This is a genomic window from Streptomyces sp. NBC_01481, from assembly GCF_026339995.1.
GTDB lineage: Bacteria > Actinomycetota > Actinomycetes > Streptomycetales > Streptomycetaceae > Streptomyces.
The window spans coordinates 1,936,388-1,962,107 of record NZ_JAPEPT010000001.1 but is presented as its reverse complement, the minus strand read 5'-3'; the positions used below and the strand labels follow the sequence as shown (position 1 = coordinate 1,962,107).

Annotated in this window: 30 protein-coding genes; 15 read left to right on the top strand and 15 right to left on the bottom strand. The window is 68.9% G+C overall.

The genetic code is table 11. The annotated features are described in order from the left end of the window. Positions 1–52 precede the first annotated feature (52 nt). From OOK40_RS09055 to OOK40_RS09035, 5 genes are all read left to right on the top strand, one after another. Complete coding sequence (locus OOK40_RS09055; protein WP_266478095.1) at positions 53–1,054, top strand: tripartite tricarboxylate transporter substrate binding protein; 1,002 nt, start codon at positions 53–55, stop codon at positions 1,052–1,054. Further along, a complete protein-coding gene (locus OOK40_RS09050; RefSeq protein WP_266478093.1) occupies positions 1,051–1,584 on the top strand; it encodes a tripartite tricarboxylate transporter TctB family protein in 534 nt (177 codons plus the stop codon). Before OOK40_RS09055 ends, OOK40_RS09050 begins: the two co-directional genes overlap by 4 nt. Then, on the top strand, positions 1,584–3,083 hold the full coding sequence (locus OOK40_RS09045; RefSeq protein WP_266478090.1) for a tripartite tricarboxylate transporter permease: 1,500 nt from the start codon (positions 1,584–1,586) through the stop codon (positions 3,081–3,083). The genes OOK40_RS09050 and OOK40_RS09045 overlap by 1 nt, the downstream gene beginning before the upstream one ends. A 13-nt stretch (positions 3,084–3,096) precedes the next feature. Beyond that, positions 3,097–3,492, top strand: a complete 396-nt coding sequence (locus OOK40_RS09040; protein ID WP_266478087.1) for a universal stress protein — start codon at positions 3,097–3,099, stop codon at positions 3,490–3,492. A 95-nt stretch (positions 3,493–3,587) separates the two neighbouring features. Beyond that, complete coding sequence (locus tag OOK40_RS09035) at positions 3,588–4,739, top strand: DUF475 domain-containing protein (protein ID WP_266478085.1); 1,152 nt, start codon at positions 3,588–3,590, stop codon at positions 4,737–4,739. Positions 4,740–4,890: 151 nt separating this feature from the next. Here the strand turns inward: OOK40_RS09035 and OOK40_RS09030 are convergent, their stop codons facing one another. Beyond that, positions 4,891–5,451, bottom strand: coding sequence for a TetR/AcrR family transcriptional regulator (locus tag OOK40_RS09030; protein WP_266478082.1), 561 nt, complete (start codon positions 5,449–5,451; stop codon positions 4,891–4,893). A 97-nt stretch (positions 5,452–5,548) separates the two neighbouring features. Between OOK40_RS09030 and OOK40_RS09025 the strand changes: the two genes are divergently transcribed. Continuing rightward, complete coding sequence (locus tag OOK40_RS09025; RefSeq protein WP_266478080.1) at positions 5,549–6,145, top strand: DUF2867 domain-containing protein; 597 nt, start codon at positions 5,549–5,551, stop codon at positions 6,143–6,145. A gap of 114 nt (positions 6,146–6,259) precedes the next feature. After that, positions 6,260–7,264, top strand: coding sequence for an alpha/beta fold hydrolase (locus OOK40_RS09020; RefSeq protein ID WP_266478078.1), 1,005 nt, complete (start codon positions 6,260–6,262; stop codon positions 7,262–7,264). Between the two features lie 49 nt (positions 7,265–7,313). Here OOK40_RS09020 and OOK40_RS09015 read toward each other — a convergent pair whose 3' ends face one another. Further along, positions 7,314–7,781, bottom strand: a complete 468-nt coding sequence (locus OOK40_RS09015) for a hypothetical protein (RefSeq protein ID WP_266479051.1) — start codon at positions 7,779–7,781, stop codon at positions 7,314–7,316. Between the two features lie 158 nt (positions 7,782–7,939). On the opposite strand from OOK40_RS09015, the gene OOK40_RS09010 reads away from it, so the two are divergent. Further along, positions 7,940–8,518, top strand: a complete 579-nt coding sequence (locus OOK40_RS09010) for a dihydrofolate reductase family protein (protein WP_266478076.1) — start codon at positions 7,940–7,942, stop codon at positions 8,516–8,518. Between the two features lie 528 nt (positions 8,519–9,046). Here the strand turns inward: OOK40_RS09010 and OOK40_RS09005 are convergent. Continuing rightward, a complete protein-coding gene (locus OOK40_RS09005; protein WP_266478074.1) occupies positions 9,047–9,496 on the bottom strand; it encodes a hypothetical protein in 450 nt (149 codons plus the stop codon). Between the two features lie 186 nt (positions 9,497–9,682). Here OOK40_RS09005 and OOK40_RS09000 point away from each other — a divergent pair, with 186 nt between their 5' ends. Further along, positions 9,683–9,850, top strand: coding sequence for a hypothetical protein (locus OOK40_RS09000; protein WP_266478072.1), 168 nt, complete (start codon positions 9,683–9,685; stop codon positions 9,848–9,850). Between the two features lie 212 nt (positions 9,851–10,062). On the opposite strand, the gene OOK40_RS08995 is transcribed toward OOK40_RS09000, so the two are convergent. The 6 genes from OOK40_RS08995 to OOK40_RS08970 form a co-directional block, all read right to left on the bottom strand. After that, the gene (locus tag OOK40_RS08995) at positions 10,063–10,416 is read right to left on the bottom strand and encodes a hypothetical protein (RefSeq protein ID WP_266478069.1); all 354 of its coding nucleotides are present in this window, start codon (positions 10,414–10,416) and stop codon (positions 10,063–10,065) included. Positions 10,417–10,441: 25 nt separating this feature from the next. After that, positions 10,442–10,966 carry a hypothetical protein gene (locus OOK40_RS08990; protein ID WP_266478067.1) on the bottom strand — a complete coding sequence of 175 codons (525 nt, stop codon included), beginning with the start codon at positions 10,964–10,966 and terminating at the stop codon, positions 10,442–10,444. A 58-nt stretch (positions 10,967–11,024) separates the two neighbouring features. After that, complete coding sequence (locus OOK40_RS08985; protein WP_266478065.1) at positions 11,025–11,759, bottom strand: hypothetical protein; 735 nt, start codon at positions 11,757–11,759, stop codon at positions 11,025–11,027. Positions 11,760–11,976: 217 nt separating this feature from the next. Then, positions 11,977–12,744 (bottom strand): hypothetical protein, encoded by a 768-nt coding sequence (locus OOK40_RS08980; RefSeq protein WP_266478063.1) that lies wholly within the window; start codon positions 12,742–12,744, stop codon positions 11,977–11,979. Beyond that, entirely contained in the window at positions 12,741–13,274 is a 534-nt protein-coding gene (locus OOK40_RS08975; protein ID WP_266478061.1) for a sigma-70 family RNA polymerase sigma factor, read from the bottom strand. The genes OOK40_RS08980 and OOK40_RS08975 overlap by 4 nt, the downstream gene beginning before the upstream one ends. Positions 13,275–13,313: 39 nt before the next feature. After that, positions 13,314–13,637, bottom strand: coding sequence for a DUF4158 domain-containing protein (locus tag OOK40_RS08970; protein ID WP_266478059.1), 324 nt, complete (start codon positions 13,635–13,637; stop codon positions 13,314–13,316). On the opposite strand from OOK40_RS08970, the gene OOK40_RS08965 reads away from it, so the two are divergent. The 3 genes from OOK40_RS08965 to OOK40_RS08955 all read left to right on the top strand — a co-directional run bounded on the left by OOK40_RS08965 (position 13,636) and on the right by OOK40_RS08955 (position 14,784). After that, on the top strand, positions 13,636–14,220 hold the full coding sequence (locus OOK40_RS08965) for a hypothetical protein (RefSeq protein ID WP_266478057.1): 585 nt from the start codon (positions 13,636–13,638) through the stop codon (positions 14,218–14,220). The two genes, OOK40_RS08970 and OOK40_RS08965, sit on opposite strands and share 2 nt — an antisense overlap. 86 nt (positions 14,221–14,306) lie before the next feature. Continuing rightward, entirely contained in the window at positions 14,307–14,516 is a 210-nt protein-coding gene (locus tag OOK40_RS08960; RefSeq protein ID WP_266478055.1) for a hypothetical protein, read from the top strand. Between the two features lie 88 nt (positions 14,517–14,604). After that, positions 14,605–14,784: a hypothetical protein gene (locus tag OOK40_RS08955; RefSeq protein WP_323136042.1), complete on the top strand. Its 180-nt coding sequence runs from the start codon at positions 14,605–14,607 to the stop codon at positions 14,782–14,784. An 86-nt stretch (positions 14,785–14,870) separates the two neighbouring features. Here the strand turns inward: OOK40_RS08955 and OOK40_RS08950 are convergent, their stop codons facing one another. Beyond that, a complete protein-coding gene (locus tag OOK40_RS08950) occupies positions 14,871–15,650 on the bottom strand; it encodes a GntR family transcriptional regulator (RefSeq protein ID WP_266478053.1) in 780 nt (259 codons plus the stop codon). Next, positions 15,647–16,180: a GntR family transcriptional regulator gene (locus OOK40_RS08945; RefSeq protein ID WP_266478051.1), complete on the bottom strand. Its 534-nt coding sequence runs from the start codon at positions 16,178–16,180 to the stop codon at positions 15,647–15,649. The genes OOK40_RS08950 and OOK40_RS08945 overlap by 4 nt, the downstream gene beginning before the upstream one ends. Before the next feature lie 95 nt (positions 16,181–16,275). Between OOK40_RS08945 and OOK40_RS08940 the strand changes: the two genes are divergently transcribed. Then, positions 16,276–16,638 carry an ATP-binding protein gene (locus OOK40_RS08940; RefSeq protein WP_266479048.1) on the top strand — a complete coding sequence of 121 codons (363 nt, stop codon included), beginning with the start codon at positions 16,276–16,278 and terminating at the stop codon, positions 16,636–16,638. 219 nt (positions 16,639–16,857) lie between these two features. Here OOK40_RS08940 and OOK40_RS08935 read toward each other — a convergent pair whose 3' ends face one another. After that, complete coding sequence (locus tag OOK40_RS08935; RefSeq protein ID WP_266478049.1) at positions 16,858–17,385, bottom strand: hypothetical protein; 528 nt, start codon at positions 17,383–17,385, stop codon at positions 16,858–16,860. A gap of 404 nt (positions 17,386–17,789) precedes the next feature. On the opposite strand from OOK40_RS08935, the gene OOK40_RS08930 reads away from it, so the two are divergent. Further along, positions 17,790–18,752, top strand: coding sequence for a lytic polysaccharide monooxygenase (locus OOK40_RS08930; protein WP_266478047.1), 963 nt, complete (start codon positions 17,790–17,792; stop codon positions 18,750–18,752). Positions 18,753–18,816: 64 nt separating this feature from the next. Here the strand turns inward: OOK40_RS08930 and OOK40_RS08925 are convergent, their stop codons facing one another. The 3 genes from OOK40_RS08925 to OOK40_RS08915 all read right to left on the bottom strand — a co-directional run bounded on the left by OOK40_RS08925 (position 18,817) and on the right by OOK40_RS08915 (position 24,345). Further along, complete coding sequence (locus OOK40_RS08925) at positions 18,817–19,686, bottom strand: triacylglycerol lipase (protein WP_266478045.1); 870 nt, start codon at positions 19,684–19,686, stop codon at positions 18,817–18,819. A 190-nt stretch (positions 19,687–19,876) separates the two neighbouring features. Further along, positions 19,877–20,857 carry a hypothetical protein gene (locus tag OOK40_RS08920; protein WP_266478043.1) on the bottom strand — a complete coding sequence of 327 codons (981 nt, stop codon included), beginning with the start codon at positions 20,855–20,857 and terminating at the stop codon, positions 19,877–19,879. Further along, positions 20,854–24,345, bottom strand: coding sequence for a DNA polymerase III subunit alpha (locus OOK40_RS08915; protein WP_266478041.1), 3,492 nt, complete (start codon positions 24,343–24,345; stop codon positions 20,854–20,856). Before OOK40_RS08915 ends, OOK40_RS08920 begins: the two co-directional genes overlap by 4 nt. A 107-nt stretch (positions 24,346–24,452) precedes the next feature. Here OOK40_RS08915 and OOK40_RS08910 point away from each other — a divergent pair, with 107 nt between their 5' ends. Then, entirely contained in the window at positions 24,453–25,487 is a 1,035-nt protein-coding gene (locus tag OOK40_RS08910) for a DUF3533 domain-containing protein (protein ID WP_266478039.1), read from the top strand. Positions 25,488–25,720 lie beyond the last annotated feature (233 nt).

Sequence of the window (25,720 nt, the reverse complement as noted above, 5' to 3'; positions counted from 1 at the left end):
GCCGAGTCGCACAATCATGGCGTCCGAGTGCCCGAAGCGAAAGAGACCAGCCATGAGAGCAAGAAGAGCCGCCCTCGTCGGTGCCCTGACCGCCGTGTCGATTCTCACTGTCAGTGCCTGCGGCGCCACTGGGCAGAAGCAGGAGAAGGGCAAGAGCGACGGGCCCGTCACCGGCCTGCGGATCATGGTCCCCAACACCCCGGGCGGCGGGTACGACACCACGGCGCGGACCGCGGCCAAGGTGATGGAGGACACCAAGATCGCGTCCGGTATCCAGGTCTTCAACCTTCCGGGCGCAGGCGGCACGGTCGGCCTGCAGCGCACGGTGAACGAAAAGGGCAACGGCAAGCTGGCCATGCAGATGGGGCTGGGAGTCGTCGGCGCGTCGTACGCCGCGAAGTCGAAGGCGACGCTCGCGCAGACCACACCGATCGCCAAGCTGATGGAGGAGGCGGGCGCGATCGTCGTGCCCAAGAACTCGCCGTACAAGACGATCGACGATCTCGTCACCGCGTGGAAGAAGAACCCCAAGGGCGTCGCTGTCGGCGGCGGCTCGTCGCCCGGCGGACCGGACCATCTTCTGCCGATGCAGCTCGCCAAGACGGTCGGTATCGACCCGAAGAAGGTCAACTACATCGGTTACGACGGCGGCGGTGAGCTGCTCCCGGCCATCCTCGGCAACAAGATCGCCTTCGGCGCCAGTGGCTTCGGTGAATTCCTCGACCAGATCGAGGCCGGCCAGGTCCGGGTGCTCGCGGTGACCAGCGAGAAGGCGGTCGAAGCCCTTGGGTATGTCCCGACGCTGAAGTCTGAGGGTATCGACCTGGTCTTCACCAACTGGCGCGGAATCGTCGCCCCGCCCGGCATCAGCGACGCCGACAAGCAGGTCTGGGTCGACTCGCTGACCGCGATGCACGACTCCAAGGAGTGGAAGGACGAGCTGGCCAAGCACGGCTGGACCGACGCGTTCATGGCAGGCGACAAGTTCGCCACCTACCTGACGGAACAGGACAAGGCTGTTGCCGACATCCTCACAGAGCTCGGCCTGGCATGAGCCTGCACGTCAACGAGCGGGACGAAACGAGTCACCGCCCGTCACCGGGCGGGGACCGCGCACAGTACGGCGTGTGCGCGTTCCTCGTCCTGGTGGGGGTGCTCGTCATCATCGACGCCGTCCGGACCGGGAACTCGACAAGCAGCACCGATCCGCTCGGCCCGCGCACGCTGCCGGTGATCCTCGGCGTTCTTCTTCTCGTGGTCGCGCTGGTGTACGTCATCGACGTCGCGCGAGGCGGTCGCGGCGAACCGGAGGCCGGCGAGGACGTCGACCTGACGACCCCGGTCGACTGGCGCACTGTGCTCCTGATGATGGGCGCCTTCGCCGTCAATGCGGTGCTGATCGAACCCCTCGGCTGGGTGATCAGCGGGTCCGTCCTCTTCTGGGGAACGGCCTTCGCCCTGGGCAACCGGCACTACGTGCGCAACCTCGCGATCTCGGTCGCGCTGTCGCTGATCACCTTCTACGCCTTCGCGATCGGGCTCGGCGTCAATCTCCCGGCCGGCGTGCTGCAAGGAATCCTGTGATGGACAACCTGAATCATCTGCTCGAGGGGTTCGCGCACGTCGTCACCCCGATGAACCTCCTGCTGGCGCTGATCGGCGTCACCATCGGCACGGCAGTCGGAGTCCTCCCCGGTATAGGCCCGGCCATGACCGTGGCCCTGCTGCTGCCCGTGACGTACGGAATGGAGCCGACGCGGGCATTCATCATGTTCGCCGGCATCTTCTACGGAGGCATGTACGGCGGGTCGACCACCTCGATCCTGCTGAACACCCCCGGCGAATCGTCCTCGGTCGTCACCGCCATCGAGGGCAACAAGATGGCCAAGGCCGGCCGGGCGGCGCAGGCGCTCGCCACAGCGGCGATCGGATCCTTCGTCGCCGGAACGATCGGCACCCTGCTGTTGGTTCTGGTCGCGCCGCTGGTGGTGCAGTTCGCTGTCAGCCTCGGCGCACCGGACTACTTCGCGATCATGCTGCTGTCCTTCATCGCGGTCACCGCGGTGCTCGGCGCGTCCCGTGTCCGCGGATTCGCCTCGCTGCTCATCGGACTGGTGATCGGCATCGTCGGAATCGACTCGGTGTCCGGACAGCAGCGGCTCACCTTCGGCATCCCCCAACTCGCCGACGGCATCGATGTGGTGGTGGTCGCGGTCGGCATCTTCGCCGTCGGCGAGGCCCTGTGGGTGGCCGCGCATCTGCGGCGCAAGCCCGCGGGGGTCATCCCGGTCGGCGTGCCGTGGATGGGCCGACAGGACTGGAAACGGTCATGGAAGCCGTGGTTGCGCGGCACGGCGTACGGTTTTCCGTTCGGGGCCATGCCGGCCGGCGGCGCGGAGATCCCGACGTTTCTGTCGTACGCCACGGAGAAGAAACTCACCAAGCACCCCGAGGAGTTCGGCAAGGGGGCGATCGAGGGTGTGGCGGGCCCCGAAGCCGCCAACAACGCGTCCGCGGCGGGCACCCTGGTGCCGATGCTCGCCATCGGGCTGCCGACGAACGCGACCGCCGCGGTGATGCTCGCGGCGTTCCAGTCGTACGGCATCCAGCCGGGCCCGCTGCTGTTCGAGCGTGAGTCGACCCTTGTATGGGCGCTGATCGCCAGCCTTTTCATCGGCAACCTGTTGCTGCTCCTGCTGAACCTTCCACTTGCGCCTGCCTGGGCCAGGCTGCTGCGCATCCCCCGCCCCTACCTGTATGCGGGAATCGTGTTCTTCGCATCGATGGGCGCCTACGCGGTCAACGCACAGCCCCTGGACTTGTTCCTCCTCCTGCTGCTGGGCCTGCTCGGCTTCGCCATGCGGAGATTCGGACTGCCGGTGCTGCCGCTGATCGTGGGCGTCATCCTCGGCCCGCGCGCAGAACTGCAGGGCCGGCGGTCGCTCCAGCTGTCGGGCGGCGACCTGTCCGGTCTGCTGGGCGGGCCGGTGTCCTACGTGATCTACACGGTGATCGTGCTGTTGCTGGCCTGGCCGCTGGTCCGCCGGTACATCGTGCGTCCGGCCCTCGAGCGAAGTGCCTGAGAAGGAGGCAGCCATGACCGTACTGGTCGGATACGTACCGACGCCGGAAGGCGAGGCCGCCCTGCGGGCGGGAATCGACGAGTCCCGCACCAGGGGCGAGACCCTGCTGGTGGTGAACACAACGCGAGGCGACGCTTATGCCGACCGCGCCTTCGCGGAGCAGAAAGACCTCGACCACGTCCGACGGGACCTGACCGAGCTGGGTGTCGACTTCGAGATACGCCAGGTGGTCGGCGGGCGCGACGCCGACGAAGAGATCCTCGACCTGGCGGCGTCGTCCGAAGCCTCCCTGATAGTGATCGGGCTGAGGCACCGCAGCCCGGTCGGCAAACTCATCATGGGCTCCGCGGCGCAGCGGATCCTCCTGGGCGCGCCTTGCCCGGTTCTCGCGGTGAAAGCCGATTCCTGACGTCCCGGCCTTGGGTAGTCCCCCGGGACATTGCCGCGTGTGGCCCCGGGGAGGCCCGTGGGAACGGGGACCCGTACACAACGATGGGGTAGCCAGTGGTACTGAAAACCTTCGGCTGGTCGTTCGCAGTCACTGCGCTCGGGCTGGTCGCTGCGGTGTTCTACGGAGGATGGGCGGCCTTCGGGCTCGTCGCCATCCTCTCGATTCTCGAGATCTCGCTGTCCTTCGACAACGCGGTGGTCAACGCCGGCGTGCTGAAGAAGATGAGCGAGTTCTGGCAGAAGATCTTCCTCACCATTGGTGTCCTGATCGCCGTCTTCGGCATGCGGCTGATCTTCCCCGTGGTGATCGTCGCGGTCACCGCGAGGATCGGGCCCATCAAGGCCGTCGACCTCGCATTGAACGACCACGACATGTACGAGCAGCTGGTCACCGACGCCCACCCGGCGATCGCCGCCTTCGGTGGCATCTTCCTGCTGATGATCTTCCTCGACTTCATTTTCGAGGACCGGGACATCAAGTGGCTGGGCTGGATCGAGCGTCCGCTCGCCAAGCTCGGCAAGGTCGACATGCTCTCGGCGTGCATCGCGCTGATCGTCCTGCTGGTCACCGCGGCGACCTTCGCGGTCCACGCCCACCAGTACGGCGGGGAGCACGTCGACAAGTCGGGGACGGTGCTCACCGCGGGTATCGCCGGCCTTATCACGTACATGCTCGTCGGCGGTCTCTCCGGCTACTTCGAGAACAAGCTCGAGGAAGAGGAGGAGCGCGAGCACGAGGCCGAGGAGGAGGCCAAAAAGGCCGGCAAGCCGGTCTCGGCCGTCAAACTCGTCGGCAGGGCCGCCTTCTTCATGTTCCTCTATCTCGAGGTCCTCGACGCGTCGTTCTCCTTCGACGGCGTCATCGGCGCCTTCGCGGTCAGCAACGACCCGGTGGTCATCGCGCTCGGCCTCGGCATCGGCGCCATGTACGTCCGGTCGCTCACGGTCTACCTGGTCCGCCAGGGCACCCTCGACGACTACGTCTACCTGGAGCACGGCGCGCACTACGCGATCGGCGCGCTGGCCGTGATCCTGCTCGTAACGATCCAGTACGAGATCAACGAGGTCATCACCGGTCTCGTCGGCGTCGTACTGATCGCCTGGTCCTTCTGGTCCTCGGTGCGCCGCAACCGGGCGCTCGCAGCCGCAGAGGGAAAAGCTGACGCCCCGCACCAGAGAGCGGGTCAGGCCGCGCTGTCCAAATGAGCTGTCCTTAGTGCTTCGTTGGCTCTGCCGTTCCCCCCGGCCCGGCGTCGTCCTGGCTGGTCATGTCGGGAACTTAGACAGGGGCCTCTGATCGCTCCGAAGCAATTGCACGGCCTGTCGGGCTGGATGCAGGCCGTCGTCGCGAAGGCGCCTACCTCAGGAGCCAGTTCCTGGTCAGGGCCATGACCTCCGCGCGGCTGTGGCCGCCGTGGTCGGCGGCGATGACATAGCTGCCGATCCGCACCGAGAAGGTGAGCATGCAGCGGACCTCGACGTCGTCCTCGTCGGGGCAGAACTCGCCGAACAGCGAACGCAGGTAGTCCATGCGCCGGTTGTCGGCGCGCCGCAGCCGCTCGGCGACGGCCTCGTCGCGCCGGGCCCAGTCGCGGATCGCGAGGTCGGCCGCCACGCCCGTCGTCGGCCCGTCGCCGTACGAGGCGACGATCGTGAACAGCCGGTCCAGCCTGGCCCTGGCGTCTCCGCCGCCGCTCTCGACCCGCTCGATCACCGCCTCGGTGACCTCGCGCTCCCACGTGTCGAGCATCTCGGTGAGCAACGCGCCCCGGTTACGGAAGTACCCGTAGAAGCCGCCCTTGCTGACGCCGAGCGCCTGCGCCAGCGACTCGATCCGGACGGCCTCCGGGCCGCCGGCGGCGAGCGCCCGCAGCCCCTCCTCGATCCACTTGCCGCGAGGCGTGCGGGGCGTTCCCATGATGTGTCTCCGCTCACGTCTCCACTCATCTATACGGCGCCGTATAGATGAGTGCTAGCTTTCTTCTATACGGCATCGTATAGATAGGGGCTTGCTCATGAGACTCCCGAAAACCGCCCACACCTCCCGTCCCTGGCGGATCCACGAGATCGCCGGTGACTTCCGCATTGAGGACGTGTGGGCACTGCCGACACCAGGCGGCCCCGACGACCTCGCACGGCTGGTGGACCAGTTCGCCAGCGGCAAGGGGGATCCCGTCCCCTCTCCCGTGGGGCGCATGCTCTTCGCACTCCGCTGGAAGCTCGGGGCCCTGCTCGGCTGGGACAAGCCCGCCGACGGCCTCGGCGGCCGGGTGCCGACGCTGCGCGACCGGCTGCCGGCGGACCTCCGCGAGGGCCCCAGCGGGCCGGACCTCAACGCGGTTCCGTTCACCTCCGTCTACCAGACGCACGACGAGTGGGCGGCGGAGACGGCCAACCGGACCATGCACGGCGTGATGCACATCGGCTGGGTCCCGGACGGGGCCGGTGGCTACCGCGGCCAGATGGCAGTCCTGGTGAAACCGAACGGGGTGTTCGGCGCCATATACATGCTGGGTATCAAGCCCTTCCGGTACCTGGGGGTGTATCCGGCGCTGCTTCGAGGGATCGGACGCGAGTGGGAGGCGAGGACCCGGGAGAAGAGCGTGGGCTGACCGGATCCGGTGCGTTTGCCGAAGCGGCAACAAGACTCGCGACGACCGCGCCGAACCCCCCATGATCGGGAACAGGATCTTGGCACACGGCGGATCGAGAGTCCCGGAGGATTCATGTCGCAGCAGTCAACGCAGCAGGCCACTTGGCAGGCCACGGAGGTCACTCACCGGCTGGTCCCCTCGCCCACGGGCCGGATCCACCTGGTGGAGCAGGGCACCGGGCCGCTGGTGCTCCTCGTGCACGGCTTCCCCGAATCCTGGTACTCCTGGCGCCACCAGCTGCCGGTGCTGGCCGCGGCCGGGTACCGCGCGGTCGCCATCGACGTCCGCGGCTACGGCCGTTCCTCCAAACCCGGTGGCACGGACGCGTACCGGATGCTCGATCTGGTGGCGGACAACGCGGCGGTCGTGCACGCCCTGGGCGAACAGTCCGCGGTGATCGTCGGCCACGACTGGGGGGCGGCCATCGCCGCCAACTCCGCCCTGATCAGGCCGGACGTCTTCCGCGCGGTGGGGCTGCTCAGTATTCCCTACGCCCCGCGCGGCGGACCGAGGCCCAGCGAGCTCTTCCAACAGATGGGCGGGGAAGAGGAGTTCTACGTCTCCTACTTCCAGGAGCCCGGTCGCGCCGAGGCCGAGATCGAGCCCGACGTGCGCGGCTGGCTCGCGGGCTTCTACGCCGCCCTGTCCGCCGACACCATGCCCGCTCCCGGCGCGCCCGGCCCGCACTTCGTCAGCCGGGGCGGGACGCTGAGGGACCGGTTCCCCGTCGGCCGGCTGCCCGCCTGGCTCAGTGAAAGCGACCTCGACGTCTACGCCGGGGAGTTCGAGCGGACCGGCTTGAGCGGGCCACTGAACCGCTACCGGAACATGGACCGGGACTGGGAAGACCTGGCCGACTTCGACGGCGCCCCCATCACCCAGCCGTCCCTGTTCATCGGCGGCAGCCAGGACGCCTCCACCACCTGGCTGGCCGACGCGATCAAGGCGTACCCCGTCACACTGCCCGGCCTGACCGCCAACCACATCCTCGACGGCTGCGGCCACTGGATCCAGCAGGAGCAGCCCACCGAGGTCAACCGGCTGCTGACCGACTGGCTCGCCGCCCTGCCCGCCTGAAGCCTGACGCGAAGCCCGGACACGTCTCCGGAAAGCGAGGTCCGCCCTCTCACCCGCCAGACGTAACTCCCCCGCCCCGGTTGCGACGAGAGCCGGGGCGCAGCGCAAGGGCGCACCATATGGCCGCCGCTGTCAGTGCGGCCCCGGCCATCGCACCCAGCGCCGGCGCCTCCGGCCGCCAGCCCAGCGAAAGCTCGGTGCCCAGGAGGGTGAGCACGACCGCGATCGGCCCCGGGGCATAGACCGGCACCCTGGCGGCGGCAGCCCGCAGCACGGCTGCCGCCGCCAGGCCGGTCGCGGTCCAGGCGACCAGATACGGCCATTGGGGCCCCGGAGCGGCGGGCGGCAGCCCGTACTCCTCGGGGCCGATACGGAACTGGGCGCTTGCCCAACCCAGGCCCACTCCGAGGACGGTGATGCCCGCCACCCACAGCGCGTGGCGCCACAGCGGCCCGGGCAGCACGGCCTCTTCACTGTTGTCAGGGCTGGAGGGGGTAAGGAGTTCGGTCACCCCCAGAAGGACGCGGCGCGTCGGCCGCAGGTTGCCCCCCGAGCGTCCTCCGCCGCACTCTTTCAATACGTCCCACCATGAGCCCGGAGGCGTATCGTCACGGCCGTGACCAGTTGGTGGAAGCTGGTGGAACACCGACCCTGACGACTCCGGCGAGGACCGCGATGCGAAAGATCATCCTGATGATGTCGGTGTCCCTGGACGGCTTCTTCGAAGGACCGGACCGCGAGATCGACTGGCACATGGTCGACGACGAGCTGCACCGCCACTTCAACGACCAGCTCAGGACGATGGGCGCCTTCCTGCACGGCCGCTTCACCTACGAACTCATGGCGGAGTTCTGGCCCACGGCCGACGCCGGCCCCTCAACCACCGCTCCCATGGCGGAGTTTGCCGGAATCTGGCGGGACATGCCGAAGATCGTGTACTCCCGCACCCTGAAGCGGGCCGACTGGAACACGACGATCGTGCGGGACGTCGTCGTGGACGAGGTCATGACCCTCAAGTCCCAGCCGGGCGGCGACCTGGCCCTCGGCGGCGCGGACCTCGCGGCGACGTTCATGGAGCACGACCTGATCGACGAGTACCGCGTCTACATCCACCCGGTCCTCATCGGCCGGGGCAGGCCCCTGTTCCCGACGTCGGACGCGAGGACGACGCTCCGGCTCGCGGAGACGCGGGCGTTCGGGAACGGGGTTGTGCTGCTTCGGTACGAGCGCGCTGGGGCTCCCTCGCCCGGGTAATCGCCGCGTAGAGCTGCGCCGGTTCCGGGAGCGCGGCAGGATCGTCGTCATGCGGATTCTGGTGCTGGGCGGTACGTGGTTCCTGGGGCGCGAGCTGGTGACGGGCGCCCTCCAGCGCTGGGGGTAAGCACCTTCAATCGCGGTGTCTCCGGAAGAGATCGGCTCGACGTCGAAGCCGTACACGACGACAGGACGGTGCCTTCCGATCTCGCCCGGGTTGGCGGGGCACGGCCCCTGGGACGTCGCGATGAATCCTCCAGCTCGGAACTGCCCCCTCGGGAAGTGCTCTTGACAGCGCGGGCGCTGCGTCCGGCTGTTTCGCGTTGGGTCCATGTGTCGACGGTCTCGGTATACGCAGGCTGGCCGCACCATCCGCTGTCGTAGGAGTCACCGCTCCTCGAATGCCCTGCGGACGCGGACGAGTCGTACGGCCTCACCGGGCCCGATGGAAGCCCGACGAAGTACGGCTTCCAGAAGGCCGGCGGCGAGGCGGCGATCCGTCAGGTCTTCGGAGCAGATGCAACTGTTCTACGCCCAGGCGTGATCCTCGGGCCTGGGGAGTACGTAGGCCGACTGCCGTGGTGTATCACCCGGGCCCATCACGGCGGCCCGGTCCTGGTCCAGCTCACCGACCGCCGCCAGGATGTCGGCCGTCATCGCCGCCGCCTTCTCTTTCGCCGTCAGGACCGGCCCGTCGGCGTCGATGGGCTGGAGCACCGTGCGGTAGTTGCCGATCAGGGACTCGACGATGGCCTGCTGTTGCCGGCAGATCTCCTCCAGCTCGGCCTTGGCCCGCTTGACCTGCAACGCGATGCGCTTGCCGAACATCGTGGTCAGGTCGTCGCGGGCCCGCATCCGCGCCTTGTGCGCCAGGCACACCAGCAGCGCGGACCGCTTCACCAGGGCGTAGTCTCGAAGCCCCGGCGCGTCCGCGGCGTCCGCCTCCCCGGCGAAGTCCGTGATTTTCCCGGCGGCCACGCCCTGAAGCCACCGCTCGGTCTCGCCGAGCGAGTCGACATTCCAGGTGCTCGGCCTGGCGGCAGAAGTGCGACCACGTTGGGGCCTTGGCCGACTGCTTGAGCCGGTCGGCCAGTCCGCGGACGGCAACTCGGACGAGGGGGCAGCCTCGTCAAGCCCGCCGCCGGTACGTACACGATCAAGGTCGTGGGCTACGCGGTCCCGGCCGGCACCACCGAGCACAACTACCGAGACGTGTACTTCGCGTCCTCGCTCGGCACCGTCAAGGTCGACGAGACCCAGTCGGTGAAGCTCGCCAACGGCGCGTCGGCGCAGGTCGCCGCCGAGGTCGTGGTGGGGAGTGCGGCCCCCTAGGGCGCCGGCAGTTCTTCGGCGAGGTGCAGCTGCTGACGGCGCGCGGCACGGCCGCGGGCACCGGCAGCGTGGTGATCGAGAAGGTCATTCCGCAACGGATAGGGCTGTATGCACAAGAGGGGCGGGCGCTCATCGCGAGCGTCCGCCCCTTTGCTCGTGCTGCTCAGGTTCCTGCCGGCCTTGTCGGCCGGGGCATCCGCGGCCTCCGCCGGTCAGGACCTGATTCCTCCGATATTGACGTCGTCGCACACCCGCTCGATGAATTCACCGACCCGGTAGCTGGACTTCCTGGCCGCCTCCTCGTCCTCGGGCTCCTGGTGCTCGTACCACGCGGCCAGCCGGCCGAAATCCTCGGCGATGTCATCCGGCGCCTGCTTGCCGAGGTCCTCGATGATGTGGTGCCGCTTGTCCGAGGTCAGTTCCTCGCTCTTCTGCAGATCGAGGGGAGCCGCCTCCCGGCAGAACTCGGCGCGCTGTGCGGACTTCCTGAACGTCTCTTCATCGGATTCCCTGGTGACCAGGAATCCGGTGACCGCGAGAGCCACGGCGAGCACGGTGGCGGACACACCTATGAGTTTCTTTCGCATATGCTCAGGTACCCGCCGCGATGGCATTCAGATCGTGCTGGTCGTAGTGCGTCGGCCAGATCTCCACACGCATACAGGAGTTGCTGTCGCTGTCCGTCGACGACCAGCGGTGCCCCAGGTCTCCGGTGTGCCCGAATTCATGGCAGCCGAGGCTCTTCCACTGGGAATAGGACTTGTAGTAGGACGTATTGAACCGGACCCGGATGATGTCGCACGACGTCCACAGGGCGTTCCAGTTCGTGCAGTCAGTACGTCCGTGCCACTTGGTGTCGCCATAGGCGTAGTCGTACACCTCGATGTCACCGCTGCCCCACGAGGTGGTGATGACACTGCGTTCCAGCTCGTACTTTCCGTGGTTCATCGCGGTGACGCCGTTCGAGGTGAGGTAGAACCCCTTGACGGCCTGGCTTCTGTTGTCCGGATCAGTCCCGCCGTCGTCGTGACTCGCGTATGCCGACGAGGGAATGGCCAGAATGAGTGCGGCTGTCGCAGCGAGTGTGCCCAACAGTCGGGGAGAAATGCGCAGCATGCGAGTTCACTTCCTGAAGAGAGGCCCACCGGGATTCCACAGCGGGCCATGAGCGGCCTCAGCTGGGGGACGGGTAGGGAGTCGGCTCCGAACCGTCGTTGGTCGAGTCGTCGGGGAGCGGTTCCTCGGTCCCGTCGTCCGGCGCCGGCGAGTTCGCCGCGTCTCCGCTGACCGGGTCGGGCTCGCTTTGCGGCGCCGGCAGGTCCTGGGGCGGGTTCTTCGTGTCCGTGAGCCGCCTCAGCTCCATTTCGAGGTCGAGCGGGTCGTACAACCAGAAGCTGGTGGCGAACTGGGAGGTCGGGTCGGCGGACAGTTCCAGCCAGCCGCCCTTGTCGAGCATTCTGGCCTGGGTGTTCACCAGCTGCCATTTACCAGTCGCGTCGCTCTGCTCGAGGAAGTAGAAGCCCTTGTCCCCCACCTGGCTCCAGGTGACATGCTCGACCTGATAGCCATTCCCCTGTTCGTCCCAGCCCCATTCCTCCATGACAATGGAGGTCGGGACAGTCGGGTAACGCTTATAGGAAGTCGTCACCGAGAGCGTGACATCCCGCGCCTGGTCGACTCCGCCTTCTTCGGCGCTTCCGAGAGTCCGGCCCGGCTGAATGCCGGTGACCTCCGCCTTCACGATAACCGGGGATGTCGAGACCAATTCCCCAAGGTTCTTGAAGTCAAATACCTCCCGGCCGGACACGACCCGCTCGGCCTGTGCATCACGGTGCACAGCGGCCGCATTTCCCTCCGAATTGCTCCACGCCGTCAGCGCTGTCACGACTGCCACAGCCGAAATGGCCACGACAATTCTCCCGGATACGGACAATCGCCTCGCCTTCACGGAAGGCCCCCTAACCGTCATGAGGCGCAGAAGCCGTTTCTGCACCCTGTGATCAAGCAGGGGAACGCTAAAGCCCCACCAAAAGGAAGTCAACAGTAAGGCAAATACGGAATGCTCAATTCCGCTCCGGGCCCGGCGTATACCACCCTCCGAAGGTTCCGGGTGAACCGAATTACAGTCAGCCGCGCCCCGGGCACTTTGCACCGCGTGCGCCCGGGATGGCTTCAATGATCCATATACGGCCGTATTCGAGTTCGTCGCGTACTGCGCCCAGTTCCTCACCCGTCTCCCCCGGCGGAGGGGTACCCTCCCGGAAGGTGACAGGACCCTCGTCGGGGAACTGCGAGACCATGACCAGCATCCGGCCGCCGACCCGGTAGTACTGCTCCCCGCTGTCGTCCCCAGGGGCGGTGAACGTCAGCTGCCGTCCCCCGTTTTCGGCGCTGTCCGGCTTCTCCGATTTGTACGAGCGCTCCACATCCAGCACCACGCGAAACCCGCCCTTCCCCTTGAGGGGTTCAACACGGGCCACCGTGCCCTCGGCGATATCCGTGGAGCACGCGACCAGGCCCTCCGCGGTGAGCTTCGCCGCCCCACCGCCATCCTCACCGCCGCCCCCGATGCTGCCGTTGTGCGCCACGAGATACGCCGTTCCTGTGCCGATCGCCACCGACGCCGCCAGCGTCAGCGCCAGGACACGCCCGCGCCGTCCGCGGCGCCCGCGCACCGGCACAACCGGTGCGGGTGCGGCTGTCCGACCAGCCACCGCGTCGCCGATGAACGTCAGCTGCTCGCGCAGCACCGCCACGTCGGCCAGCGCCGCCGCGATCTCCGGGTCCCGCTCCGCGCCTTCCGGCACCGGCTCGCCGGACACCGCGGCCATCACGGAATCCACGCCGTGCTCATCCATGCCGCGCCTGTTCATGTCGTCCCTGTCCACCGTCACACCGCCTCATCCGCATGCAGCCGCTTCCGCATCGCGCCCACTCCGGCGTGCAGCCGGCTCTTGACCGTTCCCTCGGGTATCTCCAGGGCCGCGGCGATCTTGGCCACGGGCAGATCCGCGTAGAAGCGCAGCACCAGCACCTGGCGCTGCTCGAGCGGCAGCTCCTCCAGCCCCTCCGCCACCGCCAGCGCCAGTACGCGGGCCTCCTCGCCGCCCTGATGCGCCCTCTCCCAGGGCCGCAGCGCCGTCAGCCGCTCGTCGAGCCGCTCCCGTCTGCGCTGAGCCCGGTGCCAGTCCATCGCGATGTTCGAGGCGACGACCGCACACCAAGCGGCGAGGGAACGCGGCGCCTCGCGTCCCTTCGCCCGGGCCTCCAGAAGGCGCAGCCATACCTGCTGCACCCCGTCCTGGAGCTCGGCGTGCGGCACTCCTCCGAGCGCCAGAACCGCGCGCACCCGGTCCACGAGTGCCGCGTCCAGGGGTTCCTCGGGGTCCTCCCCCGCGACCCGCGCCTTCCTCCATGCCGCCACTCGCGCCTCCCTCCTGCTTGCGTCCCTCCTATGACGCGGCTACCACCCGAAACGTTCGGCCCCGTCTCGTACCCCTGTCTCGCCCTCCGGGCAATCGATTGGACGCAAGTTCTCCAGCGCGATGTTGATCAGATCCGCCGGGCGGTTCTTCGAGACGGCCTCGCTCCGCATCGCCGCCTCGGCGATCTTACGGACCTTCGCCTTGTTGTACGACAGGCCCGTTCGCCGCCTCACGGCGGTGCGCTGCCGTTCCGCCGTACGGTTCGTGGCTCTCGGCACGGTGCCCTCCGGCAGGTCCATCGCGCGGCGGACGAAGTCGATCACCGTGTCCGGGACCGCGTCCAGCTTCGGGAAGCACCCCATGCGCTGGTACGTCTTCAGTGCCAGCAGCAGGGCCAGCAGGTGCTCGTCACTGCCCGAGAACGCCGCCGTCCGCAAGGTCGCCACCGGCGACGCGGTCGTCGACCTGTCGGCGGTCCGTCCCAAGCGCGCCCGCATCCAGCAGGCCCGCGCCGAAATCCGCCTCGCGACCGCGCTCCTCACCCATCTCGCCCAGCGCGGACGCTCCCTCGCCAGCTGCACCCAAGCCGATGTCGACGCTTGGTACGCCGGCGGCTACGTCGCTCGGCGCCTCACGCATGCCTTCGTCCGGTGGGCCATACGTTCCAAACACGCGCCCATCCTCGTCCTGCAGCACCGCTCCACGAGCAATCCCGCCCCCATCGCTCAGCACCAGCGCCTCATACTGTTGCGACAGACCCTGGGCCGCGAGGACATCCCGCTCCAGGACCGGGTCGCGGCCGCGCTCGTCGTCCTCTATGCACAGCCGATCACCCGCATCACGCGGCTGACCACCAATGACGTGCTCCAGGACGACGATGAGGTAGTCATCCGGCTCGGCGATCCGCCATCTCCCGTCCCGAACCCTTCGCCGGGCTGCTGCTGAACTACCTCGACCAGCGCCCGAACACCATGACCGCAACCAATCCCGAGGCCTAGTGGCTCCTCCCCGGCCGCCGGGCCGGACAGCCCATGACCGCGGAAACCATCGAACTCCGGCTCCGTCGCATGAGCTTCCCCACCCAGCGAGGACGCACCGCGGCCATCCGCCACCTCGTCCTCCAGGCCCCCGCACCCGTGATCGCCCGCGTGCTCGGCTACCACGACGAGACCACCGCACAGCTCGCCGCCGAGGCCGGGGGAACCTGGCGCCACTATGCCCCCGGCGACCACACACGGTGACCTCAGCGCCTCACTCACCAAGGAATAGGCGTCAGTCGATTACGCGAGGTTGCCAGTTTCATGCCCCACCCACGCCGGGGTGTGGTCCGTGGACGCGAGCAAGGCGGTTGCTACCGGGATGCGGTGTCGTCCCATCGAGAAGACCGTGGCCGACGCGTGGGCGTGGATGCGGGCAGACGGGCACCGGGTCGAACACCCGCGGTGGGCCGAGCACGGCATCGCGCCCGAGAAGGAGGCTGCGATCCTGGCCGCGCTCGGCCACCGATGACCAGGGCTTGCTATGCCTCGATCGCGGGGATGCCTCAGCCTGCGCCGAGCTGATGCTCGCAGGAGTTCAAGCTGCCCGATGGCCTGTCACTCAGGCGTGAACTCGTACTGCAGCTCGTAGAGATGACCTGCCTTGACCATGACGGTGGCTTCGATGGGGCGGTCGTGGTCGCTGTACACCACGCGCAGGGTCCGGAGGACGGGCAGATCGCTGGGCAGTTGAAGTGCCGTGTACTGGTCCTGTGTGGGAACTCGCGCGGAGATCCTGTCCACGCTCAGCCGAGGCGGGTACCCCAGCTCAGCGAGGAGCGTCGGCGTGCCGCCCTTGATCTTGCGGCGCTCCATCATCGCGGTGTCGCGGGCGATCTCCATGGGGTAGTAGGACGTGACCAGTTCCGCTGGCTCTTCGCCGAGCATGAGCACTTGGCGACGCATCAGCGCCGTGCCGCCCTCCGGAAGGTTCAGGGCGGCCGAGACGTCTGCAGGGGGCACGGCTTCTCCGACGTCGAGCAGACGGCTCCGCGCCGGCGCGCCGTGCTTCGCAGCTTCGGTGAGCCAGCGGTACGGCGCACCTGCCTCCGCCGGAGCCATGTACGACGCAGGCCGCATGTTCCGCTGCCGGTGCTCGCGGACCGTCACGGCCGCACCTGCCCGCCCGATGACCAGGCCCTCGTCCTTGAGGAGCTGCAACGCCTTCTGCATGGTGGCGCTCGAGGCATCGAACCTCGCCTTGAGCTGCACGGTCGATGGCAGCTTGGCCCCGGGGCCGAGGTCGCCGCTCATGATTTCGTCGCGCAGGTCGGCTGCGATCCGCTCGTGCAGAGAGCGGTGGTCGAACGCGTTCGCTTCGGTCGTGGGCACTGTCATCCGATTCTGATCTCGTATCGCAGCCGCTGACGGTCGGCAGGCATGGTCATCATGTCCACCTGAATCGGCTGGTCGTCGCCGTCCAGTGTGGTCCGTGTCAGCTGCAGGACAGGGGTGTCGGGCCCGGTCTGCAAGGCGTCTCGTTCCTCTGCGTAGGGCATCCGAGCGATCACGTCCTCGCGGACGCGTACGCCGACGTGCCCGAGCTCGGCGAGGAGTGTGACCGCGCCGCCGGGAATCTTGGCTGTCCCTGCGAGGCGAGTGCCCCGAGCAATGCCCAAGGGGTAGTAGGTGTCCGTCAGTTCGCATGGCTGGTCGTCAAGAAACATCATGCGTCGACGCACGACGACCGCATCCCCTTTGGCAACCCCGAGCAGCTCCGCCACCTCGGGCGGCGCGGCCACTTCGCCCGCGTGAACGATGCGCTGGCTGCCTCTCTTGCCCGCCTCGGACCCCCAGGCGTCGGGCTGCCCCTTCCCCCGTGGAGTCAGATACGGCATCGAGTTGCTGACCCAGTCGCTGGTGCCCACGGCGTCCTCCTGCACAGGTGACGATCTTCCAGCCTTGCTGCTTTACACGGTAAGCGCATCACTCACCGTATCCACCCCACTCTGTGGCGGTGCCAATAACGAAGGCGCGCGCAGCGCCGACGGAGATACGGGATCGGGGGAATCGCGTCGCCGATCGGCAGGACGACATACGGCTGTGCGTCTCCGAACTGGCCACGAACGCCCTGCTTCACGGAGTACCGCCGGGCCGGGAGTTCTGCGTGAAGGTGACGACGGACGGTGACCTCTTACGGATCGAGGTACGGGACAGCGGTGACGGGCACCCCGAGGTCCGTTCCCCATGCGTTCACGAGAGCACGGGGCGCGGGCTTCGCCTCGTCAACGAGCTGGCCGATGACTACGGAGTCGTCGAACACACCGTCGGCAAGACCGTATGGCTCGCGTTCAAAATCCCGCCCGTGTCAGAAGGAGCCCGCTGAATGGAAACCTTTGAACGCGCCCGACTCGACGCCTACTTCACTCGGGTTGCCTCGCGCTTCGTTCCTGCCGAGCGCCCCGCGTCGTTCCTGATCACGCACCTACTGCCGGAACGCCCCGCGTTCGTCCGGGGCGTGGCGGGTGTAACCGAGCTGCGCGCGGTGCTACCACTGTTCGCCGACCCCGACCGCGCCGTGCGGGTCGGCCATGCGGAGCGCCTGCTAAAAGGCGTCCTTGGGGTCGAGGGAGAAGTCAGCTTCGAGGTCCTCGACGTACACGCGCTGTCCCGAACGGTAGGTGAATCGGCATCCTTCGGCGCGCCCGGTGCCCGGAGCCGTCGTCGGCTCGACCCGAAGGTAGTAGTGGATGTGGCTCAGTTCCCCGGGGGCGATGCGCACGGGCTTGGTGGAGTAGTCCTTGTTCATGCCGGGCTCCTGGGCGAACGTTTCGTCGTAGGCGCCCAGCCCCAGGACGCCGACGTCAGTCAGGCTGACAGCCCGGACTGGGCCGGTCTTCCATGTGGCCGGCGGGTCGATCAGCTCCACGTCGAGCACCTCGATGGGCACGGACGACGTGTTCTCCAAGGTGGGGCAGGTGAACCAGTACCCCTTGCCCGCGGTTACCTGCCCGAAGCCGAGCGCGTAGGCCGACCCTTCCCCGCCGCCGGCCAGCGCCTGACCGGCCGCCTCGGCCCCGGACGCGCCGATTCCCAGCCCCGCCACCACCATGACGGCCCCCGCAGCGAGCATGCTTCGCCTCATCGCGCCCCCTCCCCTTGTTGTTCTCTGCGCAGGGGATCACAAGATCTGACCTGCGCAAAGCTATTTGAGGCGCCTCAGAGGTACGAGCCGAGGCGGAGGGCGGGCAAGGCGGCCCTCCCTGGACGATCACGGACGACGACCGGCCTCCACCAGGGGGCCGCCCCCTCAACGCTGCCCCCCTTCCTGAGCCCCCTCTTAGCGCCTCCTTAAAGCCACCATAAGGATCGCCATCACCCCCTCCCAGCAGGCGATTTCCCCCTTCCGAGCGGCTAGCTTGCTCGTCGTCGGGGCCGGTTCGAGCGGTCGGTGCAGATGTCCTACGGGGGGCCGCGCCGCCCGGTCGGGCCCGCCGCGGGTCCCCCCATATGCCGCTGTTGAAGGAGTACGTCACCATGACCGCTCGCCGTAAGGCCATCTCCCTCGCCGCCCTCGGGTTCGCGCCCCTCGCGCTTGCCGGGGTGGCTGCGGGGCCGGCCTTCGCGCACGGGTCGATGACCGACCCGGTCAGCCGGGTGTCCGCCTGTTTCGCCGAGGGGCCCGAGAGTCCCAAGTCCGCGGCGTGCAAGGCCGCGGTCGCCGCCAGCGGGACGCAGGCCTTCTACGACTGGAACGAAGTCAACATCGCCAACGCCGCAGGCAATCACCAGCAGTTGATACCGGACGGCAAGCTGTGCAGCGCGGGCCGTGACAAGTACAAGGGGCTCGACCTGCCGCGCGCCGACTGGCCCGCCTCGACGTTCGCCTCGGGAAATCACACCTTCCACTACAAGGCGACCGCCCCGCACAAGGGGTCCTTCGAGCTGTACCTCACGAAGGACGGGTACGACCCGGGCAAGCCCCTCAAGTGGTCGGACCTGGAGACCAAGCCCTTCGCGAAGGTCACCGACCCCAAGCTCGTCAACGGTGAGTACGTCTTCGACGGCGTCGTCCCCAACAAGTCCGGGCGGCACCTGATCTACTCCATCTGGCAGCGCTCGGACTCTCCCGAGGCCTTCTACACCTGCTCCGACGTCGTGTTCGGGCAGGACAACGGCAACACCGGCGGTGCGCCCGCGCCGACCGCGTCCGCTCCGTCCGACGAGGAGATCGCGGACGAGGCCGACAAGTCCACCGTCGACCACGGCGGTCACGGGGGCGATCACGCGGAAAATTCGACGGCTCCGCAGAACACGACGGCTCCGGCCACCCCTGCCGACAACGCTCCCGAGGCCAACGGCTCCGCCGGGTCCGAGAACCTCGCCGCGACCGGCGGCGAGAGCAACACCCCGTACATCGCCGTCGGCGGTGCGGCCGCCCTCGCCCTCGGTGCCGCAGTGATGTTCGGCTCCGTCCGCCGTAGCCGTCACTCCCGCTAGGGCAGAGACAGGACATGACTGCGGTCCGCCCCCATGAAAGGGGACGGACCGCAGTTACGTGCTCCTAGGAGAAGACGGACGCGCAGTTCGTCCGCGACGCATGCGCCGGGTCCAGCGCGTTCGCCACCTCGTGGAACGCGATCCGGTCGAGCAGCCCGATCGCCACATGCTCCGACAGGTCGACCGCACACAGGTCCTGCAGCAGGACATTGTGTACGTTCGCTCCGTCCAGGTACTGCGAGCGGTACGGGGTCACCACCTGGTCGTACCGGGTCGCGATGACCGTGTAGCGCACGCCGGGCACGGTGTCGCCGCCCGCGTTGAGCTTGGTGAGGAAAGCGGAGCCGGCCATCTGGTCGGCAAGCCCCGGGGTGGCCGCGTTGAGCAGGTCCTCCGCGCCCGGGAAGTACGGCAGCAGCTTGGCCAGGCCGCTCAGTGTCGTCCCGTGGTTGTCGGGCGCGAGGCCGATCAGCGCGTTCACCTTGTCCGCCCCGCCCAGGAACTTGAGGTAGTGGCGCGGCATCATGCCGCCCTGGGAGTGGCCGACGAGGTCCGCTTTCGACGCGCCGGTCGCGGCGAGCACGTTGTCTACGTACGTGTCGAGCTGCTCGGCCGACTTGTCGATCGGGCCGAGGCCGTGGAAGAAGGGCACGCCGGGGAGCTGCCCGTAGTCCAGGCTGAAGACGCAGTAACCGCGGTGCACCAGGTACGGAGCGAGGCCGAGCCAGTTGTCCACGGAGTTCCCGAGGGTGCCGTGGACGAGGACGACGGGGCGGGGGTGGGTGGCGGAGGGCTTGCAGGAGTAGTTGTTCCAGCCGCTGTGGGGGGCCGATTCGGTGGCTGAATCGGCGGCGGCGACGGCGGGGGTGAGGGCGACAGACACGGCCAGAAGCAAGGCGGCGACCGGTCTGAGGGCACGTTTCCAGGGCAGCATCGGGCAATCTCCTTGCGGCTCAAGGGAGTAGCGATGGCTGGTGCGATGGCTGGATTTGCGGCTCGCTCATGTCAAATTACGCACGGGTAACCCAAGAATGGAAGTTACGCGCGAGTAAAAACTGAATCCGTGTCAATAAGCCGCGTCCTGTACACGCGTTACGCGGCGAGTGCGTCACGCGGCGGAAGCGTTACGCGGCGAGTGAGCCCGGCACGACCGCCCGCGGCCCGAACCTCGCCCGCGCCCGGTCCGCCACCGCCTCGATCCGCCGCGCCCGTTCGTCCGCGGGGTCGAACGTCAGCTGTCGCGCGGCCCGTTCGACAGGTGTCAGGTCCTCGGCCCGCAGGGTGAGGCTCCGGACCCGGGCCCGCTGGAGGCCGAGCGACTCATGGATCCGGTACGCGGCATCGGTGAGCGCCGCGGAGTGGGCGGTCGGCTCGCGCAGGGTGCGCGCCCGGGTGGTCGTGGACCGGTCGGCGTACCGCACGGTCAGGCTCAGCGCGCGGCACACCTGGCCCTCGCCGCGCATCCTCAGCCCCAGCTCCTCGGCGATCGAGAGCAGCGCCCTGCGGTGGCGCACGGGGTCCAGCTCGTCGCGCGAGAAGGCCCGTTCGGCCGCGACCGAGCGGGCGGCGGCGTTCGGGACGACCGTCGTACGGTCGATGCCGCGCGCCCGCTCCCACAGCTCGCGGCCGGCCCGCGCGCCGACGATCCGCTGGAGCACGGCGAGCGGCGCCCCGGCGACCTTGCCGACGGAGTCGAGGCCGTACGCACACAGGGTCCGGGCCGTCGCTGTCCCCACGCCGTCCAGCGCGGCGACCGGTTTGCCGGCCAGGAACCCGGCCGTCCCGGCGTCCGTCACCACCAGGGTCGTCCCGGGCGCGGCCTCCCGTGCCGCCATCCTGGCCAGCATCGGGCCGGGGCCCGCTCCGATCGCACAGTCCACTCCGCAGTGCGCGAGCGCCCGCACCCGCAGCAGAGAGGCGAGCTGGACCGCGTCCTGGCCGAAGTACCGTTCGGCGCCGCGCACATCGATGAGCGCGGCGTCGGGCGGGAGTGCCTGCACGAGGGGGCTGATGTCCTCGGCCAGGCCGAGCAGGGACGGCAGGGCCGCCTCGACCCCGCCGGTTCCGAGCGCCGGGGCGGGCCGGAAGCGTACGTAGAGGATCATCCCGCGCTCCCCGGACTCTGGTGCCACAACTTCCGCCCGGTGGGGGTCCCTTCGCCCGGCGGCTGGAGGTCCGCCCAGGGGTTCATCTCATAACCCGTCGAGAGCTGGATACGGCGGCCGCTGTCCGCCTCAGCCGCATCCTCCGCGGGCACGGGCTCCGCCAGCCGTGCCGCGACCGCGTCGAGCCCGCCCGTACGCCGCAGCTCCACCAGTTCCGCGAGATTCCAGGCCGCCGCGCCGACCACGCTGAGGCTGCGCGGTCCGCGCCGCTGCACCACTCCGCGTACCAGCAGCAGCCAGGAGTGGAAGACGGTGTGCGCGCACGCGGCATGACTGTCGTCGAAGAAAGCCAGGTCGACCAGGCCCGTGCCGTCGTCGAGGGTGGTGAAGATGACCCGCTTGCCGGACCGGATCGGCGGGGTCTGGGTGGCCGCCTTCGCGCCCGCGACCAGCACCGTCTGCCCGTGCTCCGCCGAGCGCAGCCGGTGTGCCGAGACCACTCCCAGCTCCTTCAGGAAGGCATGGTGATCCGCCATCAGGTGGCGGGAGGCGTCCATGCCGAGGACGCCGAGCTCGGCGCTGAGGCGTTCCGCGTCGCCCAGGTCGGGGAGCCCGACGGGGGCGGTCTTCTGCCCGTCGCCCAGGGGGAGCTGACTGCCGTACCTGCCCGAGCCCCGCTGTCCTCGGTGGAGCTCGGCGAGATGCAGCAGCAGATCGCGGCGGTTCGCGCCGAAGGCGTCCAACGCGCCGACCTGCGCGAGCCGTTCGGCGACCGGTCGGCCGGGACGGGCCCGCTGCCAGAAGTCCAGCAGTGAGGAGTAGGGCTGCCCGGCCTCGATCCGTGCCGCCTCGGCCTCGCTGATGCCATGGACGTCCGAGAGCGCGAGCCGCAGGCCCCACCGATCAGGAGAACCAGACACCAGTTCGATTCGATGGGCGGCCGCCGACCGGTTCACATCCAGCGGCAGCACCGGCACCCCGCGCCGCCTCGCGTCCGCCAGCAGCAGCCGCTTCGGATACATCCCGGGGTCGTATGTGAGCAGCCCGGCGTAGAAGGCCGCCGGATGGTGCGCCTTGAGCCAGGCCGACTGATAGGTCGGTACGGCGAAGGCCACCGCGTGCGCTTTGCAGAAGCCGTACGAGCCGAAGGCCTCGATGATCTCCCAGGCGCGGGCGATCACTTCGGGCGCGTACCCCTTCGCCTCCGCGTGCTGGGCGAACCAGACCTTGATCTTCCCCTGCGACTCGGGGTGGGACAGCCCGCGCCGTACCCGGTCGGCCTCGTCGCGACCGCAGCCGGTCATGATGTTCACCATCTCGATGATCTGCTCGTGGAAGACGACCACTCCGTACGTCTCCTCCAGCGGCCCCTTCAGGTCCGGGTGCGGATAGCGGACGGGCGCCCGGCCGTGCCGGGCCTCGATGAACGGCCGCACCATGTCGGCGGCGACCGGCCCCGGCCTGAAGAGCGAGATGTCGACAACCAGATCGTGGAAGTCCGACGGCTGCAGCCTGCCGACCAGATCCCGCTGGCCCGGCGACTCGATCTGGAAACAGCCCAGGGTCTCGGCGGACTTGATGAGCCGATACGTGGCCGGGTCGCCCGACGGCACCTGCTCCGGGTCGTCCAGGTCGAGCACCTGACCCGTCGTGCGCCGCAGCTCCGCGACCGCGTGCGCCATCGCCGACTGCATCCGCACCCCCAGGACATCGAGCTTGAGCAGCCCGAGATCCTCCACGTCCTCCTTGTCGAACTGCGACATGGGAAAGCCCTCGCCACTGGTGGGCATCACCGGCGTACGGGTGAGGAGGGCGGCGTCCGAGAGCAGCACCCCGCACGGGTGCATGGCGATCCCGCGCGGCAGCGCGTCCAGCGCCTCGACCAGCTCCCACAGCCGTCCGTATCTGTCCTTCTCCCCTGCCAGCGAACGGAGTTCGGGCAGTTCCTCCATGGCCGCGCGGGCGTCGCGGGCGCGGATGTGCGGGAAGGACTTGGCGATCTTGTCGATCTCGGCCGGGTCCATGGAGAGCGCGGCGCCCACGTCCCGTACCGCATGGCGCACCCGGTAGGTCTCGGGCATGGCGACGGTCGCGACCCGCTCCTCGCCGAAACGGCCGATGATCGCGCGGTAGACCTCGAGCCGGCGGGCGGACTCCACATCGATGTCGATGTCGGGCAGTACGGAACGCCGCTTGGACAGGAAGCGCTCCATCAGCAGCCCCTGCTCGACGGGGTCGGCGTGCGCGATGCCGAGGAGATGGTTGACGAGCGACCCGGCGCCGGAGCCGCGTGCCGCGACCCGGATACCCATCTTCTTTACGTCGTCGACTACTTGAGACACCGTCAGGAAGTACGAGGCGTAGCCCCAGTGCGCGATGATGTCCAGCTCGTGGTGCATCCGCTCCCAGTACTCACGACGGCCGTCGTAGCCGCGCAGCACCATTCCGGCGGCGGCCCGGGAGGCAAGCACCCGCTGCGGGGTACGGCGCCCGGCGCCGACCAGATGCGGCTCGGGGAAGTGGACGGAACCGAGCCCCAGATCGTCCTCGGGGTCGACCAGACACGCGGCCGCCGCCTCCTCCGTCATGGCGAGCAGCCGGTGCGCGGTGTCGCGGCGGAAGCCTGCGGCCTCGGCGACGCGCTCGGCGGTACGGGCCATCGCGGCCGGTTCCTTGAGCCAGCGCTCACCGCTGTCGAGGCCCTTGTGCGGGTCGATCGGGACCAGGCGGCGGGCCGAGTCGAGGACGTCGGCGACCGGGCCCTGTCCCTGGTCGGCGTACCGGACGGCATTGGTGAGCACGGCCCGTACGCCCTGTTCGGCGGCGAAGCCGAGCGTGCGGGCGGCCTGGCGCAGCGAGCCGGGCCCGGTGCCCTTGAGGCCGTGGTGCACGACCTCCAGGCGCAGGCTGTCGCCGTAGCACTCCCGCCAGGGCACGAGCAGCTTGGCCGCACGGTCGGGGCGTCCCGCGGTCAGCGCACGGCCGATCTCGGAGGCGGGTCCGAGCAGCACTGTCAGGTCCTCGCCGTGGTTGTCGGCCCAGGGCAGCAGCGGGCTGCCGTCGCCGGCAGCGTGGGCGGCGGTCACCAGTCGGCACAGTTCGGCCCAACCCTTGCGGGACCGGGCGAGATAGACCGTACGGGGCGCGGACTCGTCGACGAACGCGCCGCCGCGGACCGGAGTGCGCCGCCGCTCGGAGGGCCCCTCCTTGTGCGCCCGCTCCCCCACCGCGAGATCGACACCGAAGAGCGGCCGCACTCCCACGCCCTCTTTCGCGCAGGCCTTGGCGAAGCGGACCGCGCCCGCGACGGTGTCGCGGTCGGTCAGCGCGAGGGCGTCCATGCCCCGCTCGGCGGCGCGCTCCGCAAGCCGCTCCGGGTGCGAGGCCCCGTACCGCAGGGAGAACCCGGAAACGGTGTGCAGATGCGTGAACCCGGGCACCTGCACCTCCTGGATCTCAGTCCGTCTCACCTCCCCCGCTTCCACCATAGACCAAGTTTCGAACATTCGTGCGACACGTGGCGCGCGTGCGCCACCTCAGCCATTCGGCCCCGTCCCACCTGCGAAAACACCGGGTGACACGGAGCGTGGGGCCCATGAACCGGACATCTGACGGCCCGCGCACCGGCTTCGTCGACGAGCTCAAGGACGCGGTGAGTGTGCGGGCGGCGGTCCTGGTCATCGGGGTGCTGGCACTCCAGCTCGCCTTCATCACGTCGTACATCGGCGCCTTCCACCATCCGAAGCCGCACGAGATCCCGCTCGCCGTCGTCACGCCCGCAGCGCAGATCACCGACCAGGCCGTACAGCGGCTCTCCGCGCTGCCCGGCGATCCGCTCGACCCGCGGGCCGTCGAGGACGAGGCGACGGCGGTGCGGCAGATCCAGAACCGCGACGTCGACGGGGCGCTGATCGTCGACCCGCGGGGCGCCGCTGACAAACTCCTGGTCGCCAGTGCATCGGGCGCCTCGCTCTCGCAGGCTCTCACCGAGGTCATCGCCACGACGGAAAGAGCGCAGCGGCGGACGGTGGCCGTCGTGGACGTGGTCCCCAACGCCAGTGGCGACGCGCGCGGGCTCTCCTCGTTCTACCTGGCCATCGGCTGGTGCGTGGGCGGCTATCTGTGCGCCGCGATCCTCGCGATCAGCCATGGCGCCCGCCCCGCCAATACGGCGCGTGCCCTGATCAGACTGGGTGTGCTGCTCTTGTACTCGATCGCCGCCGGCCTGCTGGGTACGGTGATCGCGGGCCCGATCCTGGACGCGCTGCCCGGCAGCATCATGGCCCTGTGGGGGCTCGGCACACTGCTGGTCTTCGCGGTCGGGGCGATCACGCTGGCCTTCCAGGGCCTCGCGGGCATCGTCGGTATCGGTCTGGCGATCCTGCTGGTGGTCGTCTTCGGCAATCCGAGCGCGGGCGGGGCGTATGCCTATCCGCTGCTGCCGCCGTTCTGGCGGGCCATCGGACCGGCGCTGCCGCCGGGCGCGGGCACCTTCTCGGCGCGCTCGATCGCGTACTTCAAGGGCAACGGCATGACGGGTCCGATGTGGGTCCTCGCCGCATGGGCGGCGGGAGGGGCGCTGGTCACGACGGGGCTGGCGCTGCTCCGGAGCCGCAGGCCGACGACGTGAAGCGGGGCTTCGCCCCGGACCCCGCGCCTCGATCGGCCAGGGGTCCGGGGCGAAGCCCTAGGGAGTGTCCGCAAAGTATCGCCGTCCGCCCGAAGGGCGGGGCTCGCGGCGTCCGGTGCGTGCGATCGCAAGGCGCCGGGATGCCCTCGTAGCGGAGCTACTTGGGCATTTCGGCAACGCAGCGAGCGTGCGTGCAGGGCGTCGCGAGCCAGGCGAGACTTTGCGGACACTCC